Source organism: Rhodococcus sp. P4_E4, from assembly GCF_056401575.1.
Map to the genome: position 1 here is coordinate 21,059 of NZ_JBFUJB010000006.1, position 20,497 is coordinate 41,555.

Genomic DNA, 20,497 nt, shown 5'->3' on the forward strand with positions numbered 1-20,497 from the left:
GGTCCGCACGTGTTTCTTCAGCTACCGACCGTGAGAGCCACGGTTCGATTCCGGTCCAGCTTCTTCGCTCGGTACAACGCCTCGTCAGCGCAATCGACCAATTGCGTCAGGTCTGCGTCGCCGTGGGGTGAACATGCGACGCCGATGCTGACCGTCGGCCCGAGTTCACCCAATACCGCCGACGAATTCTCCGCTTGTGCGCGTCGAATCATCTCGGCCGTTTCGGTCGCACCCTCGAGATCGACGCCGGCCATCAGTACGACGAACTCCTCACCGCCCAACCGGGCGAAGAGATGCTTGTCATCGAGGTTCCGCCGCACCTGATCGGCAAAACTCACCAACGCGGTATCGCCGGCGCGATGGCCGAGGTTGTCGTTCACCATCTTGAAGTGATCCAGATCCATCATCAGGACGCTCACCGGACGACCAGAGTGGCGACGCGGATCGGGCGCACCCGTCACGCTGCCGCCTCGCCGCAAGAACTCGTCCCGGCGCAACGCACCGGTGAGATCGTCGTGGGTGACGGCCTGTGTGAGTGCCTCGAGCGCGCGGCGGCGCTCGAGGATCACACACGCCACCGCGATCGGCGCTACCGCCAGCAACGACAATCCGATCTGGACGGACGCACTGACGGGCGAGACGCCTTCGCTGGACAATCCGAGATGCCCGTCGGCCGTCAGTACCAACGTCCAGGCAGTTGATGCGGCGGTGAGCACCGACGTGACAAAGACATTGGTGAGCAAAGCGGCAGTCACCAGCGCCGGCATGGCAAACGCGATCGCTCCGGCGCCGCCGATCACCCACTCCAAGATGATGCAGATGGCCAGCAGCGCTGTCGGAACAACTGATCGACGCAGAAGTGTGGCAACAGCTTTCGGGTCTCGATCCACCCGCCGAAGCGAAGGGAAACTCAGCACCAACGGGACGATGGTCATGTAGTTGACGAACTCACTCGAGAACCAGAGCAACCAGCCGTCCCACCACTGCCCGCCGAACAGCACGCGGTTCGCGATTCCGCCCACGAGCGCCGCCATCGACGCGGCCACGACAGTCATCGACACGAGATAGCCGACGGACTGAATACTGGTCAGTCGACGATCGTCGCCGCCCACCCAGCGGAAGGCGTAAAAGCCACTCGCAACACCGACGATGTTGGCCGCGTTGAGCCACACCGTGGACTCCCACGCCCCGCCCGTGATGAGGTCGGCTCCAACGTAGCCGGCTGCAGCGCAGATCCAGGTGAGCGGTGTGGCCGAGCGCGGCGATCGAAAGAGAATCCCGAGAAGCAGCGCATTGGCCGGCCAGAAGACAGCAAGCGTGCCCGGTAGGCGGCTCAGAATTCCGACCAGGCACGAGGCGAAGACGACTACGCCGACAAGCAGTGCGCGACGTACGGCCGATGACGACAACGACTTTTCGACCGTGCTCACCACCTACATTCGGCTGACCTACTCGCAATTCGCCCCACTGTGCCTTGGCTATCGATGCAGACAAATCGGATGTTACGGCGTCAGTTGGCCAAAGGAGACTTACCGAGCGCGCCCCAAGCGGTCTGAGCAAACTCTTGGACACTCTCGCTGCCACTTCCCGCAGGCATCAACCCGAGAAGGGGAACACCACTGACCGAGACAAGATCCTCGCGATTGCATCTCTCGGCGAGGTCCGGTTCCTGCGGCCACGAACCGATCACCAACCCGGCGCATTCCACACCGGATGCACCCAGCGCTTCCACGGTCAGAGCGGTGTGATTTAGCGTGCCCAGGCCGGACGCAACCACCAGCACTGCCGGTGCTGCCAGAGCTGCGGCGAGATCGCGCGCGGTGAACCCGTCCACACCCAACCGAACCAGCAAGCCGCCGGCACCTTCGATCAAGGTCAAGTCGTGGGTGGTGTCCAGGTCGCGAGCAACTCGGACTACGTCGTCGAGCGCCAACAACGGGAGACCACTTCGACGTGCAGCAGTATCCGGCGCCAAAGGTTCGGGATACCGCGCCAACTCGACCACCGTCACGCCGCCCCCGGTCAGACGCTCGATCTCGGCCAGATCACCCGCACCGTCCACGTCGACGCCGGTCTGGGCCGGTTTGAGCACTGCAACCGACTTGCCCGACTGCAAGGCCACCGATGCCAATGCGGCTGTCACCACTGTTTTTCCGACGTCGGTCGACGTTCCGGTCACCAGGAAAATGCTCATGCTCGGGCACCGGCCAAGACGTCGCGCAGTACGAGAGCGATCTGCTCCATCTCGGATGCGGACAGCGTCGCTCGTGCGGTCAGGCGCAGCCGTGACGTTCCTTCCGGAACCGACGGCGGGCGGAAGCAACCGACATGCAACCCCTGATCCCGGCACGCCGACGCGGCATCGAACGCCCGTTGCGGATCGCCGAGAACGACCGAGACGACAGCAGATTCAGGCGACGGTGCACCGGTGACGTCGGCGAGTTCGGATGCCCGGGCCAGGACGTCGAGCGCTCGCGTCGGCTCGCGCTGGAGTACCGCGAGTGCAGCTCTGGCCGCGCCGACAGCGGCGGGAGCGAGACCGGTATCGAAGATGAACGTTCTTGCCGCGTCGATGAGATGCGCGCGAATCTTGTTGTCGCCGAGTACAACTCCGCCCTGGCTGGCGAGCGACTTGGACAGCGTTGCCGTCACGACGACGTCAGGTTCACCCGCCAGGCCCGACTCGTGGACGAGTCCACGTCCACCGGCACCGCGCACACCGATGCCATGCGCCTCGTCGACCAGCAGGATCGCCCCGTACTCGCGGCACACCTGATGCATCTCCCGCAGCGGCGCGAGGTCTCCGTCGGCGCTGAAGACCGAATCCGTGACGACCAGCGCTCGCTCTTCCACTCTGCTGCGCAACGTGTCGGCGAGAAAGCTCACGTCCGAATGCGGAGCTACCGCAACCCGGGCACGTGACAGGCGGCAGGCATCCACGAGTGAGGCATGCGATCCCGCATCGGAGACGATCAACGATCCGGGACCCGAGAGCGCCGTCACCGCGCCGAGATTGGCTGTGTAGCCGGACGAGAAGACCAGTCCGGAGTCCGCCCCGACGAACTCGGCCAGTTCGACTTCGAGCAGTTCGTGTTCGGTGGTGGTGCCGGTGACCAGACGCGAACCCGTGGCGCCCGCGCCCCAACGACGCAGAGCCGCCGTTGCACCCTCGATCACGTCGGGGTGCCGCACGAGTCCAAGGTAATCGTTCGACGCCAGGTCGATCAACGGGGAGTCGACCGTGCGAGGACGGAGTTCGCGACGCAGTCCAGCGGCCCTACGGTCCGCTTCGACGGCAGTGAGCCAATTCAGCGAGGTGTTCACTTTTCCGACCATACTTGAACACCGTTCAACTCAATGGTTAGGGTGCATCCGTGCTCACAACCGGACTTGATCCCCATGACGTCTCCGCCATCGATGCCGATGTCCTCTGGCATCCGTACGGATCATTTCCCGCGTCGACTCGTCCGCTGATCGTCGACTCTGCCCAGGGGGCTACCCTCACGCTCTCCGACGGCCGCCGATTGGTCGACGGAATGAGCTCGTGGTGGGCCGCCATTCACGGCTACCGCAATCCCGTGCTCGACACTGCTGCTGCACGGCAGCTGGGCAAGATGAGTCATGTCATGTTCGGCGGACTGACGCACGAACCCGCCGCTCGCCTCGGGCGACTGCTCGTCGACATCACACCACCTCACCTCGACAAGGTGTTCCTCTCCGACTCCGGTTCGGTGGCCGTCGAAGTAGCAGTCAAGATGTGCCTGCAGTACTGGCGGAGCCTCGGAAAACCGTCGAAAAATCGTTTGATGACCTGGCGCGGTGGATATCACGGCGACACATTCACCCCCATGAGCGTCTGCGACCCCGACGGCGGCATGCACTCTCTCTGGACCGACGTCCTTCGCCCTCAGGTCTTCGCGCAGACTCCCCCGGCGGACTATCTCCCCGAATACGTGCAGGAGTTGGAAACGCTGCTGGCCGAGCATCACGAGGACCTCGCAGCGGTGATCGTCGAACCGGTAGTCCAAGGCGCCGGCGGAATGCGTTTCCACGACCCCGCATACCTGATCGACCTCCGTAACCTCTGCGACAAATACCAAGTCCTCCTGGTCTTCGACGAGATCGCGACCGGATTCGGACGCACCGGTGAACTGTTCGCCGCCGATCATGCCGGCGTCAGTCCCGACGTCATGTGCGTCGGCAAGGCACTGACCGGCGGGTACATGAGTCTGGCGGCAACGCTGTGCACCACGGAGATCGCAGAGACCATCACTGCCGGCGAGGGCGGCGGACTGATGCACGGCCCCACCTTCATGGGCAATCCACTCGCGTGCGCTGTCGCGGTCGCGTCGACCGAACTTCTGCTCGCAATGGACTGGCGGCGTGATGTCGCAACCCTCGAACGTGGCCTCACTCGCGGCCTCGCCGAAGCCGTCACAATTCCCGGGGTGGTGGATGTTCGAGTCAAAGGCGGAATCGGGGTGATCGAACTCGAGCAGCCGGTCGAGATGCAGAGCGCCACCGATGCGGCCGTCGACGCCGGGGTCTGGCTTCGACCGTTCCGCAACCTCGTGTACGCGATGCCTCCGTACCTGTGTTCGGACGCGGAGGTGGAACAGATCACAGCCGGAATGCTTGCAACCGCCCGCAGCCAGGCGAAACGGTGATCAGTGGCGTAGACAGTCGACAAGATTCGATCGGCTGCACCCGATAGGGTCTGATTCATGGATCAACCGCCGAGCGCGCCCTCAGCCACTCCCATCCCGGTATGGCCTGGCAGTGCGTACCCACTCGGTGCCACCTACGACGGCGCGGGGACCAATTTCTCGCTCTTCTCCGAGGTCGCCGAAGCCGTCGAACTGTGCCTGATCGCCAAGGACGGCACCGAAACCCGCATTCGGATGGACGAGGTCGACGGTTACGTCTGGCATGCGTACCTTCCGTCCGTGTCCCCCGGCCAGCGATACGGCTACCGCGTGCACGGGCCGTACGATCCGGCCGCAGGTCTGCGATGCGATCCGAGCAAACTCCTGCTGGACCCGTACGGAAAAGCGTTCGACGGAGACTTCGACGGAGACCGTTCACTGTTCTCGTACGACGTCGAGTCGGCGGCGGACCCCGAACCTGCTGGAGACGACGAAACTCCTGCCGTGGAGCCGGAAGAAGCCACCGACGAAACGAGTTCGGAAGCCGAATCGGGCGAGGTGGGCCTCGAAGACGTGTCACCCACGGGCGATCAGGAATCGGACGAGAGCCTCGAGCCCGAACCCTTCGATCCCGAACCACTCGTCGACGAACCCGCTACCATCCCTTTCCCCCAACATGATTCGCTCGGTCACACGATGTCGACCGTCGTCATCAATCCGTTCTTCGACTGGGCGTCCGACCGCTCGCCGAAGCGTCCGTACCACGAGACGGTCATCTACGAAGCGCACGTCAAGGGTATGACCGCGACGCACCCCGGAGTTCCGGAGGAATTGCGCGGCACTTACGCCGGACTCGCGCATCCGGTGATCATCGAGCACCTCACCAATCTGGGTGTCACGGCGATCGAACTGATGCCGGTCCATCAGTTCATGCACGACCAGGTGCTGCTCGATCAGGGACTGCGAAACTACTGGGGCTACAACACCTTCGGCTTTCTTGCTCCACATACCGACTACTCCTCGGCCGCCAAACCCGATGCGGCCGTGGCGGAATTCAAGGCAATGGTGCGCAGTTTCCACCAGGCGGGTATCGAGGTGATCCTCGACGTGGTCTACAACCACACTGCCGAGGGCAACCACATGGGGCCGACCATCAGCTTCCGCGGAATCGACAACGCCGCCTACTACCGACTGGTCGACGGCGACGAAGCGCACTACATGGACTACACCGGAACGGGCAACAGCCTCAATGCCCGTCATCCGCACACCCTGCAATTGATCATGGACTCGCTGCGGTACTGGGTCACCGAAATGCATGTCGACGGTTTCCGCTTCGACCTGGCCTCGACACTCGCCCGTGAACTGCACGACGTGGACCGCCTTTCCGCCTTCTTCGATCTGGTGCAACAGGATCCGATCGTCAGTCAGGTGAAACTGATCGCCGAACCGTGGGACGTCGGCGAAGGCGGTTACCAGGTCGGCAACTTCCCAGGCCTGTGGACCGAATGGAACGGTAAGTACCGCGATACCGTCCGCGACTACTGGCGTGGTGAGCCGGCAACGCTGGGCGAGTTCGCTTCCCGCCTCACCGGATCCTCTGATCTCTACGAGGCGACCGGACGTCGCCCCGGCGCGAGCATCAATTTTGTCATCGCCCACGACGGTTTCACCCTGCACGACCTCGTCTCGTACAACGAGAAGCACAACGAAGCCAACGGCGAGAACAACAACGATGGCGAATCGCACAACCGATCCTGGAACTGCGGCGTCGAAGGCCCCACAGACGACCCCGAAATCCTCGAACTGCGTGGACGTCAGAGCCGAAACATCCTGGCTACGCTGATGCTCAGCCAGGGCACCCCGATGCTTGCTCACGGCGACGAGATGGGCCGAACTCAGCAGGGTAACAACAACGTTTACTGCCAGGATTCGGAACTGTCATGGATGGATTGGACTCTCGCGGAAACCAATGCGGACCTCGTCGAGTTCACCAAGCGCGCAATTGCCTTGCGCGCCAAGAACCCGGTCTTCCGGCGTCGTCGATTCTTCGAGGGCCGACCCATTCGAAGTGGCGATCAGGGCCGAGACATCGCCTGGCTCACGCCGTCGGGCGAGGAGATGACTCCGGCCGACTGGGACAGCGGTTTCGGTAAGTCGTTGGCCGTCTTTCTCAACGGCGACGCGATCCCGGAACCGAACTACCGCGGCGAGCGTGTCACGGGAGATTCGTTCCTCCTGTGTTTCAACGCTCACTACGAAGATCTCGAATTCTCCACCCCCAACGCGGACTACGCGTCGGAGTGGACCGTCGTACTCGACACCTCGGTCCCCACCGGGGAGAGCGATACCGTGATCAAGGCCGGAACAACATTGGATGTAAAAGCGCGAGCATTGACGGTACTTCGCAGAACCGCCTGAGGGAGACGTGCACATGGCCCCGATAACCAGCACCTACCGACTGCAGTTGCGACCGGATGCATTCACTCTTCGTGATGCGGCCGCACAGGTGGACTACTTCGAGGCATTGGGGGTCTCACATCTTTATCTCTCCCCCATCCTCACTGCGACGTCCGGGTCGACGCACGGCTACGACGTCACCGATCCGACGACCGTGTCCGAAGGACTTGGTGGCCGCGAGGCTTTGGTGGAGTTATCGCGCGCGGTTCGATCACGTGGGATGGGCCTGATCGTCGATCTGGTCCCCAACCATGTCGGTGTCGCCAAACCTCGCGAAAATGCTTGGTGGTGGGACGTTCTCACGCACGGGCAGTCGTCGGAGTACGCGGACTTCTTCGACATCGACTGGGCAGACGACAACGGGGCCAACGGCAAACTCTCGCTCCCGGTGCTGGGCAGCCAGGACGATCTCGACGCACTGACTGTCGAGAAAGACGGTGAGGAAACACTTCTCGCGTTCTACGAGCACCGCTTCCCTGTCGCCTCCGGCACCGAACCCGGATCTCCACAGGAGGTCCACTCCAGGCAGTCGTACCGACTCGTACCGTGGAACGCCGGAATCATCAACTACCGACGGTTCTTTGCCGTCAACGAACTCGCTGCACTGCGCCAAGAGGACCCCAAAGTCTTCGAACTCTGCCATCGGCAATTGAAGTCGTGGGTCGACGAAGGACTGATCGACGGCGTTCGCATCGATCACCCGGACGGACTCGCCGATCCGGCGGAGTACCTTTGTCGCCTGCGGGAACTGATCGGACCAGATCAGTGGCTCGTGATCGAAAAGATCCTCGGCCATACGGAACCACTCGATCCGCTGCTCCCGATCGACGGCACTACCGGATACGACGCACTCAATCAACTGGGCGGCATTTTCGTCGATCCCGCCGCCGAACTCGAATTGACCGAACTCTCGGCAGATCTGACCGGCGACGACGGGGACAGTACGTGGTTGCATCACACCGAACGTCAGTTCAAACGCGACACCGGGCGCGGTGACCTTGCACCCGAGGTTCGCAGACTCGTGCGCGCAATCCGACGCGAAACCGGAAGTCGTTGCAGCGAGACCGAACTGAACGACGCAGTCGTCGTCGCGATCGCTCGGATGCCGGTCTATCGATCCGACTACAGTCCCCTCGCCGGTTTGGCCGCTCGCATCGTCGGCGACATGCACGAATTGGCGCCCGGGCATGAAGCGGCGTTCAACGTGCTGGCGCAATCCCTGGTGAACGGCTGTGAAGCGGCGGTTCGCTTCCAGCAGGTGTGCGGCGCCGTCATGGCTAAGTCCGTCGAAGATCGACTCTTCTATCGGACGGCGCGACTGGTCTCACGTCAGGAAGTCGGCGGCAACCCGGCATCACTTGCCGTCTCCGTCGCCGAATTCCATCTCCACAACGCGGACCGAGCGAAGCGGTGGCCGCGGGCGATGACGAGTCTGTCCACTCACGACACCAAACGCGGCGAGGACGTGCGGGCACGGATCGGTGTTGTGTCTCAGGTGCCGACCCTGTGGTCCCGGCTGATTCGCGACTGGGAAAACGTCTGCCCCAGCCCTGATCCGCTTACCGGATTGTTCTTGTGGCAGAACATCATCGGCGTGTGGCCGGCGGACGGTCGCCCCGCGTCCTCGGTTCCAGAGCTGCGCGAGCGTTTACACGCCTATGCGGAGAAAGCCGTCCGCGAGTCCGGCGCCAGGACTTCCTGGAACGATCCGGACGTCGGCTTCGAGTCGGCAGTGCACCGCTGGATCGACGAGGTGTTCGACGGACCTGTCGCTGATTCGGTCAGCGAATTCGTCGGCCGGATCGCGCGTCACGGCTGGACGGACTCTCTGGGCCAAAAGCTGCTCCAACTCCTCGGGCCCGGAGTTCCCGACGTCTACCAGGGCACGGAGCTGTGGGAGGACTCGCTGGTCGACCCGGACAACCGGCGCGTTGTCGACTACGGAACGAGGCGATCACTGCTCGAATCCGGCGCCGCGCCGATCGACGCAACAGGAACCGCAAAGTTGCACCTCGTTCGCACGGCACTGACACTGCGGCGGGAGAACCCCTCGTGGTTCGATCACGGTGAGTACCGGCCGGTCTTCGCTTCAGGTTCCGGATCCGGTCATCTGGTCGGCTTCTCGCGCGGCCCGGCAGGTGATCCGCCCATGGTCGTTGCTCTGGCGACGCGACATTCGCTCGGACTCTCGTCGCACGGCTGGCGAGACACACGAATCGACCTTCCCGAAGGCGAATGGCTCGACGCACTGAGCGGACAACCCGTCACGTCCGCAGATGCGCGCGATGTCTTCGCCGACGGACCATGTGCCCTGTTGACCAGGGTGTGCTGAGCGGTTTCCGCTGACTGGACATTCACCCCCGAAAAGAACTTCGTCGCGCTAACTTCCGAAGAGCAGATCGTCACCACTATTCGGAGGTTTGAGCATGACTGCCAATCGATACACCGGAAAAGTTGCCTTCATCACCGGAGCAGCCCGCGGTCAGGGGCGGGCGGAAGCTGTCCGGCTGGCAGAAGAGGGCGCAGACATCATCGCCGTCGACGCGTGTGTTCAATTCGAATCCACGTCTTACGCCGGCGCCACCGAAGACGACCTGGCCGAGACAGTCGAACTGGTCAAGGCTCTGGACCGACGAATTGTCGCTACCAAGACCGACGTCCGCGACTTCTCTGCGCTGTCCGCGGCGCTCGATGCCGGCATCGACGAACTGGGGCGCCTCGACGTCGTCGTCGCGAACGCCGGAATCTGTTCTGCCAACATGTCCTGGGAAATCACGCCCGAGCAGTGGCAGGAAACGCTCGACGTCAACCTGACCGGCGTCTTTCACACCGCCAAGGCAGCGATCCCGCACCTGATCAAGCAAGGCACCGGTGGCTCGATCATCTTCACCAGCTCCGTCGCCGGCCTGCGTGGGCTCCCCTTCCTCGGCCACTACGTCGCGAGCAAACACGGCATCACCGGTCTGGCCAAGACGATGGCCTCGGAATTGGGGCAGTACAACATTCGGGTCAACACCATCCACCCGCACGGCGTGGAAACCGGAATGCAGATGACGGACATGCGGCCGCTCATCGACGCCAACGCTCACACCCTCGGTCCGATCTTCATGCAGACCTTGCCAGACCCGGTCAGCCAGCCGGAGGACATCGCCGCAGCCGTCGCGTTCCTCGGTTCCGACGAGGCCCATCACATCACCGGCATCGCGATGCCGCTCGATCTGGGCACCCTGATCCGCTGATCGAATCTTCTCGAGTTTTTCCCGTCCTCGGGGAATATCGCTTCCCCGAGGACGGTTGCGCGAGACATGACCAAAACTGTTGTAGCGCAGACGTACGGCACGCCCGAGGTCCTGGAGCTGGTGGACATCGATTTACCGGCACCGAAATCAGGCGAAGTCCTGGTCGACGTGAAGGCGATCGGCGTCAATCCCTTCGACTTCAAGCTCTACAGCGGTGCTTTCGGCACTGATCCCGAGAAGCTTCCGATCCGCCTCGGCGGCGAGGCAGCGGGCGTCGTCTCGGCGGTCGGCGACGGCGTTACCGGTGTTGCAGTCGGCGACGAAGTGATCGTCAGCCCCGGCAACGGTCTTTACGCCGAACAGGTAGTCGTTCCGGTCTCCTCGATCACCGCGAAGCCCGCCGGCATCAGCTGGGAACAGGCGGCCGGACTCCTTCTCGTCGGCGGAACTGCAGTCGATGCCCTCGACACCATTCGCGTCGGCTCCGGGGACACCGTCCTCATCCACGGCGCGTCCGGTGGCGTCGGCGCTATTGCGGTTCAGCTCGCCGCAGCACGCGGTGCCACCGTGATCGGCACTGCGGGAGCATCGAATCAGGACTACGTGCGCTCGCTCGGCGCCACGCCGGTGCTCTACGGCGAGGGCCTCGAAGCCCGCGTTCGTGAACTCGCACCGAACGGTGTCGACGCTGCTTTCGACACCGCCGGAACTGACGAAGCCGTCGATACATCTCTGGCATTGGTCGCCGACAAGAGCCGTGTCGTCACCATCGTCGCGTTCGGACGCGCCCAGACCGACGGCTTCGCGTCTGTCGGCGGAGGCAATCCGGCAAGTGCCGAAGCACGTTTGAAGGCTCGCTCCGAACTGGTCGAACAAGCCGGGTCGGGACACCTCACCGTGAAGATCGCCAAGACCTTCCCGCTCGCAGACGTCACCCTCGCTCACACCGAGTTGCAGAGTTCTCATCCCGCCGGGAAGTTCATCCTCATTCCCTGAGGTTCCCTAAGCCTGAACGGCGAGTGGAACCAAGAGGGTAGTGCCGAACGCGACGAGCACGGATTCGCCTTCGCGTTCGGCATGTACCTCGGCAGTGACGAACACCTGCTTGCGCCCAGCCTTGACCGAGCGTGCCGTGGCGACGAATGCCGTTCCTACTCCCGGGCTCACGAAATTGACCGCGCAGTTGGACGCCGCCACGACACCAACCTGTGTAAAGGCAGCAAATCCGCACGCCGTGTCGATAAGTCCCGCCACAAGCGCAGCGTGCAAGTGTCCCGAGTACTGGCCGAGATCCTCACGCCATTCGAGCCGCAGGCAGACACGGCCTGGTTCGGCCTCCGTCACTTCGAATCCGGCCCACCGGTTGAAGGCCGCCGAGGCGTTGACTGCGCGCAACTGTTCCAGCATTTCCGAATTTTCCATGTAGACCAGTCTACATAGATTGTGATGGATCGCTGGGGTGTTTAAGCTCCAACTCGTGGCGACTCCCCCTAAACACCGCGAAGCACTGGTACGAGCTGCAGCCGATCTGTTTCGCCGCCAGGGGTATGCGGCTACGGGACTCAACGAGATCCTCAAGTCGAGCGGCGCCCCGAAAGGTTCGCTCTACCACTACTTTCCCGGCGGCAAAGAGCAGATCGGCGAAGAGGTCGTCCGCGTCGGCGGGCAGTTGGTCACCGACACTCTGACCGAACTCGCCGACAACCATCCGGACGCCGGAGCACTGCTGCGCGAGTATGCGCGGCTGCTCGCTGGATGGGTGAGCGATTCGGACTTCCACGAAGGCTCGCCGATCACGACGGTGTTGTTGGAACTTGCCCCCGATTCGGAGAGCGTGACAGCCGCAGGGCAGGCGGTCTACCGACAGTGGACTTCGCTACTGCGCGACTCACTGATCGAGTCCGGTGTCGCACGCACTCGAGCGGAACGGCTTGCCGTCCTGGCAGTGTCCGCACTCGAGGGTTCGCTGGTGCGGGCTCGCGTCGAACGATCAGGTCAACCGATCCTCGACTCCCTCGGCGAGGTCGCCGACGTGTACGCCGGAGCAATCGCTGCGGCAGCCGTGCACTGAGCCGACACACCCTGAGCGAACGGCACTCTCGGTCTCATGAAGGCGCCGAAAGGTACGTTCGCTCGGAATCGGAGGGTGGGCCTGCCGGCATCCCGCCACCACCCCGAGCACCACCGCGGGCCGCGCCGATCCCCGCGACGACGACGCATGCGATACCTGCCACTGCCAGAACACTCGGAACTTGTTGCAACACAACAAGACCGATGAGCTGCGCGAAAGCGGGCTCGAGACTCATCAGCGTGCCGAATGCTGCCGTCGACAGCCGCCGCAGTGAGACCATCTCCAGAACGAACGGCACGACGGGCAGCAAGATCGCAAGTCCGAGGCCCACGAGAACCAGGTGCGGGGTCAGCCGCCCAATGGCCGAGTGGCCCACGGCAATTGTCGCGGCCGACCCGGCAACCGCCATCGACACCGCCAGCCCGTTGATACCGGCAACCTCGTCGCCGACCCGCTGGGTGAGCAGTATGTACATCGCCCAGCAGAGCGCCGCGCCAAGTGCGTACGCCACACCGACCATATCGACTGTCCCTGCCCACGGTTCGGTGAGAAGGACTACGCCCACGCCTGCCAGAACCGGCCACAGAACGCGGCCACGCCCCCGGAGCAAAGCAACCGTCAGCGGACCCAAGAACTCCAGCGCGCTTGCCGTTCCCAGAGGAAGACGCTCGACGGCCGCCATGAACAACAGCGTCATGCCGGCGGTGACCACACCCAGGACCACGCAGGCCAGAAACGCTTTGCGAGTGAACGCGGAGGGACGGGGCCTGACGATGATCAGAAGAATGATGCCCGCCCAGGCGAGACGTATCCACGCTGCTCCGTCTGCTCCGAGCTGATCGATCAGACCCACCGACACGGCGAGTCCGAGCTGCACGCACAACATCGCCAGAACAGCCAGGCCCACTCCGGCCCGCGCTTTCGTATCCATAGCTGAATTGAACGGGACGCCAACCGTTCGTGTCCACGCGATTTTGACCTACATTATGTTCACGATTAGTGAATGATCGAACGATGGAAACCCGTCGACTCCATCTCCTCCTCGAACTCTCCCGCTTGGGTTCCATGCGCGCGGTCGCCGAAGCTCACAACCTCACGACATCGACAGTGTCCCAACAGCTCGCGGCTTTGACCGCGGAAACCGGTACTTCATTGATCGAACCGGAAGGCCGACGCGTTCGCCTCACGCCTGCCGGTCAACGACTCGCCGATCATGCCGTCACCATCCTGGCAGCCGTGGATGCAGCTCGCCTGGACCTCGATCCGACCGCCGAACCGGAGGGGACATTGAGAGTCGGCGGATTCGCTACTGCCGTCAGAACCGCGATGCTCCCCGTCGCCCTGAGCCTGCAACACAGCCATCCACAGTTAGACGTGGTGATCTGCGAGTACGAACCGGCCGAGGCTTTTGCCCTACTCGAACGAGATGACCTGGACCTCGCGCTGACGTACGACTACAACCTCGCCCCCGCATCCCCGAGCTCGTTACTCGAAGCACTACCGCTCTGGTCGACGCCGTGGGGATTATGCGTTCCCGACAACGCCCACACACCCGACGAGTCCACGAAATCCGGGATCGATCTCCGTGCCTTCGCAGACACACCATGGATAGTGAACTCGCGAAATACAGCCGACGAGCGGGCCGTGCGAACCCTCGCGTCACTGGCTGGATTCACCCCTCGGATCACTCACCAGATCGACAGTCTCGACTTGGTCGAACTCTTGATCCTCAGTGGTTACGGCGTGGGGCTGATGCCACTCGAACGCAAGACCCGCGAAGGCGTACGCGTCATGCCGCTGACCGATCCGCCTGTCATCCTCACCGCCTATGCGGTGACGCGTCGCGGCCGATCGTCGTGGCCGCCGCTTCGGCTCGTGCTGGACCGCCTCACGGACTACCGATAACTCAAATCCGATCAGCGTCGCCGTCGCGGCGCTGCTGCTTGGCAATTCGACGCTGCTCTTCCGCCCGCTCGCGGCACTGACGCAAGAATGCTTCGTCCGCCGCCGGATCCTGCGCAACGGCGCGTCCCGGACGCTCGTATTCGCCGTAACCGGTTGGGCCGACGTAACCGCGGGGCGCGTTCTGTCCGCGCCCGACCACCAGCCACAGAACGGACCCCAAGGTGGGAAGGAAGATGATGATCAGAATCCAGACGACCTTGGGTAGGTACTGGATGTAGGCGTCATCTCTCGTGATGGCGTCGACGATGCAGAAAATCCACAGCAACATCGTGATGAGGCCGAACAAGGCATAGGGCACGCTGGCGATTCCTCCCGAGAATAAAAAACCCTCGCCATGCTAACGAAAACAGACCGATTAGTACATTAGATTCTGGCGAATGTTGAACTCGAGCCATCCTCGGTATGCATCGACATCCCATCCACTGACCCGACGCAATTGCTGATGAAGCTGAGGCGAGACGAAAGCGGCAAGTATGCCCGCGGCTTTCTCGAGCGAAATCTCGGGCCTCAACAATCCGTGCTCGGACAGACCCTCGGCTATCGACATCGCATTGACGGCCGACTGATCCGACGATTCCTCGGACAGTCGCCGCATGTCGGCATCCGCACCTGACGATTCGACCGCGACCATCATCAGAGCGCCGGCACGTTCGAGCAGTCCGATGCCCTGTGCCACGATCTGGGAGACGATCCGGCGAACGTCATCGGGGTCCGAGGCCAGGTTCGGCGCGCCGAGTGGAACCTCGTCGGCATCGAGCGCCGCGGCGAGGGCCGCTTCGAAGATCTCGAGCTTCCCGCCCGGGAAGGCTGTGAACACCGTCCGATTGGCGACGCCGGCCGAGTCGGCAATCTGTTTGACGGTGGCACTGACGTATCCGTCTCGGACAAACAAGGTCGTCGCCGCATCACGAATGAGTTCACGCGTTCGCTGTGCGGAAGCTTCACGCACGCGGGAGTGGTACTGGCGTCTGCCCTCCATTGCGCACACTTTAGCCGCATTCGATGCAACGGCCATGCATGGAAAGAATCGTGCAGTTCAGGACCCTTTTCCGGGGTGATCTATCCAGCCGTCGCTACCGGGAAACACCAACGCCTCGTGCCCGTTGTCGTACCTGACCAGATAGGGCGGCCCTCCGTCCTCCCCGTGGACTTCAAGGACCTCGGCAGTTACCTCCGCCTGCCCAACCACGCGTCCCTGGACATGGAGACGGTCACCCACTTCGGCATGCATCACTCCTCCTCGCTGCCCGCTCGCGCGGGCGCAGACCAACCACTGACGTTGTTCCCGCGATACCGACTTGGAAACCCTGGGCGGGTTGCCGTCGTGAGGAATCGCATATTCACCGAAGGTGACAGCGAGGGGTGAACAGTGGTTCACTCATGGGTGAATTCCCGTTCACCACCGCCGCGTGAAGGACCGTCTCTTGGCATTGCACTCGTCTCCGACCACTCGCCGTTCAAGTCGGCTCATCACCGCAATTCTCTGTCTTTCCGGCACCGTGGTCGCGCTGCAGCAAACGATGGTCATTCCGTTGTTGCCCGATTTCCCGAAAATCCTCGGCGTCAGCGCTGACGACGCCTCCTGGCTCGTCACCGTCACACTCCTCACGAGCGCCGTCGCCACTCCGATCGTCTCCCGCCTGGCAGACATGTTCGGAAAACGACGCATGATGCTGATCTCGATGATGATGATCGTGGTCGGATCACTGGTCGCGGCGATCGGCGGCAACTTTGTCGCCCTGCTGATCGGACGTGGCCTCCAGGGCTTCGCGATCTCGATGATCCCCGTCGGAATCAGCATCATGCGCGACGAACTGCCCAAGGAGAAGGTGGCGTCGGCAACAGCCTTGATGAGTGCCACTCTCGGAATCGGCAGCGCACTCGGGCTCCCCCTGTCCGGGTTGATCTTCGAGCATCTAGGCTGGCCCGCCATCTTCTGGCTCTCGGCAATCGTGGGCGTCCTGTTGATCATCGCGGTAGCCGCCGTCGTCCCGGAATCGAGTGTTCGCACCCGCGGCAAATTCGACTTCCTCGGCGCGGTCATGCTCTCGACAGCACTCACGGCGACCCTCCTCGCCATCTCCAAGGGCGCCCGTTGGGGATGGACGAGCGAACTGACATTGCTCATGTTCGTCATCGGAATCGTGACGCTCGCACTGTGGTTCCCGTACGAACTTCGCGTCACCCAGCCGATGGTCGACTTGCGAACGTCGGCCAAGCGGCCCGTTCTCCTGACCAACGTCGCCTCGATCCTCGTCGGCTTCTCGATGTATGCGAACAACCTCTCCACCACTCAACAACTCCAGATGCCGAAGATCTCCGGCTACGGCTTCGAACTGGGAGTGATGGCGGCCGGACTGTGCATGATTCCGGCAGGCCTCGCGATGGTCTTCTTCGCTCCCGTCTCCGCGAACATCACGAAACGATTCGGAGCCAAGATCACCCTGATCGTCGGCGGCACTGTGCTCGCGCTCGCCTACATCGCGCGCGTGTTCCTGACCGGCTCGATAGCACTGATCATCATCAGCGCGGCGGTGGTCAGCATCGGAACTGCAATCGCCTACTCCGCGATGCCGATGCTGATCATGCGATCGGTTCCGATCACCGAAACCGCGTCGGCAAACGGCCTCAATTCGCTGCTCCGCTCAGTCGGTACGTCCACATCCAGTGCAGTGGTTGCCGCCATGCTCACCTCGATGGTCATCCCGTCCGGGCCGGGCGAGGGCCTTCCGTCGATCGACGCCTTCAAGAACATCTTCTGGCTGGCCGCCCTCGCCGCCGTGGCTGCTGCCGCTGCCGCTGCGTTCATTCCTCGCCGCGGCGCAAAACCGGAAACGGCGCTTCGCCCGGTGACCCCGGAAGGGTTCGAGCTTCCCGATGCCGCCGTGTCCGAAACGGAAATTGTGGTTGCCGGTCGTGTGGTCCGAGCCGACAGCCGACCGATCCGGCAGGCTGTTGTCACCGTGATGGATATGGAGGGGCGACCGATCGACTGGAGTCGCGCCGACAACGAGGGCAACTTCTCCCTCGCACTACCCCGGCCCGGACGGTATTTGGTAGTGACGAGTGCCGACGGCTGGTCCCCTCGGTCGCAGGTGATCGCTTTCGACAGCGCGCAATCGACGCACACCGTCGAACTCGGTGACCGCCTCACCATCTCCGGCAAGGTCGGAGTCGACGGCCGAACAACCTCGGGAACCGTCGTCACACTCACGAAACCGACCGGCGAATTCGTCGCATCCACCGTCACCGACGGAACCGGGCACTACGGAATCGCACTCCCGACATCCGGCCGGTACATCCTGACCGCGCTGACCGAGAGTGGACACGGCACATTGGCTCGTCAGATAGCGGTCATCGCGCAGTCCACCGTCGTCGACTTCGACGTACCCGTCGATGCCGAGCCGTTGACGACAGTATGAGCAACCAAACGCATGGCGATCGGGTACCGAGGCGAGCGGCATGAGCAGCGGTGAAGCCAGCATCCTCACAGCAGCAAAAGCCTTGTTCGCGGAACGAGGTTACGCATCGACGACCATCAAGGACATCGCGGTCGCGGCCGGTTACTCCCCTGCCCTGGTCATGAAGATCTACGGCAGCAAAGCTCGGTTGTATTCGGCTGCGATCCCGTCCGCACCTCCGATGGACGAGGATCCGAATGCCGACGCCACCGGAAACATCGGCTGTCAACTGGTCGAGAAACTTGTCGCTCGTAGAGAATCCGACGAAACCGATCCGTGGGCAATGCTCGCAGTACACGTTCACGAGGCGCCAGATCCGGACGCCGCCCGGGCAGAGATCAAGGAACGATACGTTCACGGGATCGCGCGACGCATCGGCGACACCGAGCCCGGTTTGGTTCGCAGTCAGGTCGTCGTCTCACTGTTGCTCGGACTTGCCACCGGCATGCGGACGCTCGAACTCCTCGGTGAGGATTCGTTGTCGTCGAAGGACCTGATCCGGCGCTACGGAAGTCTGATTCAAACAGTCGTCGACGAAATCGAACCGGTATCCGAGCACGAATCGGACATCAGTGGCACGGTGGAGGAATGACCACCTACCGATACCTCGACGCCGATCGAAACCTCCTCGAAGAGAAAGATTTCGAAACCGAGCAGGACGCACAGGAATACCGACTCTCGGTCCTCGGCGCCGAACACATCGAGCCCGCGGGCGAATGATCCTGTCGATTCCCCGATCGGTCAGGGAGACTTCGCGGCAGTGGTGAGTTCAGCGATCAAGGCTTGAACGCGACGCTCGATTTCGTCACGGATCGGGCGAACCGCTTCGAGGCCCTGTCCGGCCGGATCGTCGAGAACCCAGTCTCGGTAGCTCTTGCCGGGGAAGATCGGGCACGTGTCGCCGCAGCCCATGGTGATGACGACATCCGAATCCTGGACGGCGTCAACGGTGAGGATCTTCGGAGACCGAGCTGAGATATCGATACCGCGCTCTGCCATCGCCTCGACCGCTGCCGAATTGACGGTCTCGGCGGGTGCGGATCCGGCGGAACGGACCTCGATGGCGTCGCCTGCGAGATGGCTCAGGAATCCCGCGGCCATCTGAGATCGGCCGGCATTGTGGACGCAGACGAACAACACCGATGGTTTGCTCATGACCTCGCACTTTCTCGACTGGATGAAACCTCTTCGACTGCAAAGCGTTTGCGTAGAGCAAGGGAGACATAGACCAGCCCGACGAGCACCGGTACCTCGATCAGCGGGCCGACAACACCGGCAAGAGCTTGCCCCGAGGTGGCGCCGTAGGTGGCGATGGCTACGGCGATCGCGAGTTCGAAGTTGTTGCCCGCGGCGGTGAACGCCAGGGTCGTCGTGCGTTCATAGCCCAATCCGATTGCGGCGCCGAGGATGTAGCCTCCGCCCCACATGAGCGCGAAGTACGCGAGCAAGGGCAGCGCGATCCGGACGACATCCCAAGGCTGGGAGGTGATCTGTTCGCCCTGCATCGAGAAGAGCACGACGATGGTGAACAGCAGACCGTAGAGCGCCCAGGGGCTGATCTTGGGGATGAACTTGTTGTCGTACCAGTCGCGGCCTCTGGCGCGTTCACCGAAGAAGCGGGACAGAAAACCTGCCAGCAGCGGGATACCGAGGAAGATCAGGACCGATTTCGCAATCTGCCAGGGCGAGGTGTCGATGGTGGTCTGTTCGAGGCCGAGCCACCCGGGCAGGACCGAGAGGTAGAACCAACCGAGCACGGCGAACATGATCACCTGGAACACCGAGTTGATGGCGACCAGCACCGCGGCGGCTTCGCGGTCTCCGCAGGCCAGGTCGTTCCAGATGATCACCATCGCGATACAGCGAGCAAGACCGACGATAATCAGCCCGGTGCGATATTCCGGCAGGTCAGGCAGAAACAGCCAGGCGAGGGCGAACATCAGCGCCGGGCCGAGAACCCAGTTCAGGAACAGGGAGCCGGCGAGGAGTTTCTTGTCCCCGGTGACAGTGTCGAGGCGGTCGTAGCGAACTTTCGCCAACACCGGGTACATCATGATCAGCAGGCCGAGGGCGATCGGTAACGAGATGCCGTCGATCTGCACCTTGTCCAGGGCAGTGTTCACACCCGGGATCCAGCGTCCAACCAGCAGGCCGACGACCATGGCCACGCCGATCCAGACCGCCAGATAGCGGTCGAGGGTGGAGAGTTTTCCGACGACTGCGGGGTGTCCGGTGGTGGCAGCGGTGTTGCTCATGCGGTGACCTCTCCGCACGTGTCCGCGACACTCACGCTCGTACCTTCAACCAATAGAACGGCGGAAAGCTGTTGCAGCGCAGCCGGAATAACCCAGTAGTACACCCAGGTCCCGCGTCGTTCACAGTCGAGCAGCCCGGCCTGACGCAACACCTTTAGGTGATGCGAGATAGTCGGCTGAGACAGATCGAACGAGTCGGAGATGTCGCAGACGCAGGCTTCACCACCCTCGTGACTTGCCACCAAGCTGAGCAAGCGGAGGCGAACCGGATCGCCGAGGGCTTTGAACATCCGCGACAGGTCGCCGGCCCAATCCTCGGTCAGCGGTTCACGGACGAGCGGGGTGCAGCAAGCCTCGGACTCCCGTGGCTCTTGATTCGACATTCTTCGATATTGACAGATAT

General features: G+C 62.8%; 21 protein-coding genes. 10 read left to right on the forward strand and 11 right to left on the reverse strand.

Annotation, left to right across the window (positions count from 1 at the left end; genetic code table 11):
- Positions 1-17 precede the first annotated feature (17 nt).
- The 3 genes from AC1DVN_RS08845 to AC1DVN_RS08855 all read right to left on the reverse strand — a co-directional run bounded on the left by AC1DVN_RS08845 (position 18) and on the right by AC1DVN_RS08855 (position 3,336).
- Positions 18-1,430, reverse strand: coding sequence for a GGDEF domain-containing protein (locus tag AC1DVN_RS08845; protein WP_346343208.1), 1,413 nt, complete (start codon positions 1,428-1,430; stop codon positions 18-20).
- Positions 1,431-1,510: 80 nt separating this feature from the next.
- A complete protein-coding gene (gene bioD, locus AC1DVN_RS08850) occupies positions 1,511-2,194 on the reverse strand; it encodes a dethiobiotin synthase (protein ID WP_021344538.1) in 684 nt (227 codons plus the stop codon).
- Positions 2,191-3,336 carry an 8-amino-7-oxononanoate synthase gene (locus tag AC1DVN_RS08855; RefSeq protein ID WP_019748828.1) on the reverse strand — a complete coding sequence of 382 codons (1,146 nt, stop codon included), beginning with the start codon at positions 3,334-3,336 and terminating at the stop codon, positions 2,191-2,193. The genes bioD and AC1DVN_RS08855 overlap by 4 nt, the downstream gene beginning before the upstream one ends.
- Positions 3,337-3,374: 38 nt before the next feature.
- Between AC1DVN_RS08855 and AC1DVN_RS08860 the strand changes: the two genes are divergently transcribed.
- The 5 genes from AC1DVN_RS08860 to AC1DVN_RS08880 all read left to right on the forward strand — a co-directional run bounded on the left by AC1DVN_RS08860 (position 3,375) and on the right by AC1DVN_RS08880 (position 11,338).
- The gene (locus AC1DVN_RS08860) at positions 3,375-4,667 is read left to right on the forward strand and encodes an adenosylmethionine--8-amino-7-oxononanoate transaminase (protein WP_020908047.1); all 1,293 of its coding nucleotides are present in this window, start codon (positions 3,375-3,377) and stop codon (positions 4,665-4,667) included.
- A gap of 57 nt (positions 4,668-4,724) precedes the next feature.
- Positions 4,725-7,064: a glycogen debranching protein GlgX gene (glgX, locus tag AC1DVN_RS08865; RefSeq protein WP_021344539.1), complete on the forward strand. Its 2,340-nt coding sequence runs from the start codon at positions 4,725-4,727 to the stop codon at positions 7,062-7,064.
- Between the two features lie 13 nt (positions 7,065-7,077).
- Positions 7,078-9,435, forward strand: a complete 2,358-nt coding sequence (gene treY / locus AC1DVN_RS08870) for a malto-oligosyltrehalose synthase (RefSeq protein ID WP_172932064.1) — start codon at positions 7,078-7,080, stop codon at positions 9,433-9,435.
- A 94-nt stretch (positions 9,436-9,529) separates the two neighbouring features.
- A complete protein-coding gene (locus tag AC1DVN_RS08875) occupies positions 9,530-10,342 on the forward strand; it encodes a mycofactocin-coupled SDR family oxidoreductase (protein ID WP_019748832.1) in 813 nt (270 codons plus the stop codon).
- A gap of 66 nt (positions 10,343-10,408) precedes the next feature.
- Positions 10,409-11,338 (forward strand): NADP-dependent oxidoreductase, encoded by a 930-nt coding sequence (locus AC1DVN_RS08880; protein WP_047890062.1) that lies wholly within the window; start codon positions 10,409-10,411, stop codon positions 11,336-11,338.
- A 6-nt stretch (positions 11,339-11,344) separates the two neighbouring features.
- On the opposite strand, the gene AC1DVN_RS08885 is transcribed toward AC1DVN_RS08880, so the two are convergent.
- Positions 11,345-11,764, reverse strand: coding sequence for a PaaI family thioesterase (locus AC1DVN_RS08885; protein WP_020908051.1), 420 nt, complete (start codon positions 11,762-11,764; stop codon positions 11,345-11,347).
- Between the two features lie 55 nt (positions 11,765-11,819).
- Here AC1DVN_RS08885 and AC1DVN_RS08890 point away from each other — a divergent pair, with 55 nt between their 5' ends.
- Positions 11,820-12,413, forward strand: a complete 594-nt coding sequence (locus AC1DVN_RS08890; protein WP_264612949.1) for a TetR/AcrR family transcriptional regulator — start codon at positions 11,820-11,822, stop codon at positions 12,411-12,413.
- Positions 12,414-12,447: 34 nt separating this feature from the next.
- Here the strand turns inward: AC1DVN_RS08890 and AC1DVN_RS08895 are convergent, their stop codons facing one another.
- Complete coding sequence (locus tag AC1DVN_RS08895) at positions 12,448-13,344, reverse strand: EamA family transporter (protein ID WP_047890064.1); 897 nt, start codon at positions 13,342-13,344, stop codon at positions 12,448-12,450.
- Between the two features lie 83 nt (positions 13,345-13,427).
- Between AC1DVN_RS08895 and AC1DVN_RS08900 the strand changes: the two genes are divergently transcribed.
- Positions 13,428-14,318, forward strand: a complete 891-nt coding sequence (locus AC1DVN_RS08900; protein ID WP_477993722.1) for a LysR family transcriptional regulator — start codon at positions 13,428-13,430, stop codon at positions 14,316-14,318.
- A gap of 1 nt (position 14,319) precedes the next feature.
- Here the strand turns inward: AC1DVN_RS08900 and AC1DVN_RS08905 are convergent, their stop codons facing one another.
- From AC1DVN_RS08905 to AC1DVN_RS08915, 3 genes are read right to left on the reverse strand one after another with little or no spacing between them, the layout of a single operon-like run.
- Positions 14,320-14,676 carry a PLD nuclease N-terminal domain-containing protein gene (locus AC1DVN_RS08905; protein ID WP_019748838.1) on the reverse strand — a complete coding sequence of 119 codons (357 nt, stop codon included), beginning with the start codon at positions 14,674-14,676 and terminating at the stop codon, positions 14,320-14,322.
- Positions 14,677-14,733: 57 nt separating this feature from the next.
- Positions 14,734-15,357 (reverse strand): TetR/AcrR family transcriptional regulator, encoded by a 624-nt coding sequence (locus AC1DVN_RS08910; RefSeq protein WP_019748839.1) that lies wholly within the window; start codon positions 15,355-15,357, stop codon positions 14,734-14,736.
- Positions 15,358-15,414: 57 nt separating this feature from the next.
- Entirely contained in the window at positions 15,415-15,609 is a 195-nt protein-coding gene (locus AC1DVN_RS08915) for a DUF1918 domain-containing protein (protein ID WP_003941743.1), read from the reverse strand.
- 178 nt (positions 15,610-15,787) lie between these two features.
- Here AC1DVN_RS08915 and AC1DVN_RS08920 point away from each other — a divergent pair, with 178 nt between their 5' ends.
- Genes AC1DVN_RS08920 through AC1DVN_RS08930 form a run of 3 tightly spaced genes read left to right on the forward strand, consistent with a single transcriptional unit; the run spans position 15,788 to position 18,559 of the window.
- Positions 15,788-17,800 carry an MFS transporter gene (locus tag AC1DVN_RS08920; RefSeq protein ID WP_477993723.1) on the forward strand — a complete coding sequence of 671 codons (2,013 nt, stop codon included), beginning with the start codon at positions 15,788-15,790 and terminating at the stop codon, positions 17,798-17,800.
- Between the two features lie 40 nt (positions 17,801-17,840).
- The gene (locus tag AC1DVN_RS08925; protein ID WP_019748842.1) at positions 17,841-18,431 is read left to right on the forward strand and encodes a TetR/AcrR family transcriptional regulator; all 591 of its coding nucleotides are present in this window, start codon (positions 17,841-17,843) and stop codon (positions 18,429-18,431) included.
- On the forward strand, positions 18,428-18,559 hold the full coding sequence (locus tag AC1DVN_RS08930) for a hypothetical protein (protein ID WP_007733137.1): 132 nt from the start codon (positions 18,428-18,430) through the stop codon (positions 18,557-18,559). Before AC1DVN_RS08925 ends, AC1DVN_RS08930 begins: the two co-directional genes overlap by 4 nt.
- A gap of 21 nt (positions 18,560-18,580) precedes the next feature.
- Here AC1DVN_RS08930 and AC1DVN_RS08935 read toward each other — a convergent pair whose 3' ends face one another.
- The 3 genes from AC1DVN_RS08935 to AC1DVN_RS08945 are packed head-to-tail and all read right to left on the reverse strand — an operon-like array spanning position 18,581 to position 20,477.
- The gene (locus AC1DVN_RS08935) at positions 18,581-18,994 is read right to left on the reverse strand and encodes an arsenate reductase ArsC (RefSeq protein ID WP_019748843.1); all 414 of its coding nucleotides are present in this window, start codon (positions 18,992-18,994) and stop codon (positions 18,581-18,583) included.
- Positions 18,991-20,094 carry an ACR3 family arsenite efflux transporter gene (gene arsB, locus AC1DVN_RS08940; RefSeq protein WP_477993724.1) on the reverse strand — a complete coding sequence of 368 codons (1,104 nt, stop codon included), beginning with the start codon at positions 20,092-20,094 and terminating at the stop codon, positions 18,991-18,993. Before arsB ends, AC1DVN_RS08935 begins: the two co-directional genes overlap by 4 nt.
- Entirely contained in the window at positions 20,091-20,477 is a 387-nt protein-coding gene (locus AC1DVN_RS08945; RefSeq protein WP_387405437.1) for an ArsR/SmtB family transcription factor, read from the reverse strand. Before AC1DVN_RS08945 ends, arsB begins: the two co-directional genes overlap by 4 nt.
- Positions 20,478-20,497 lie beyond the last annotated feature (20 nt).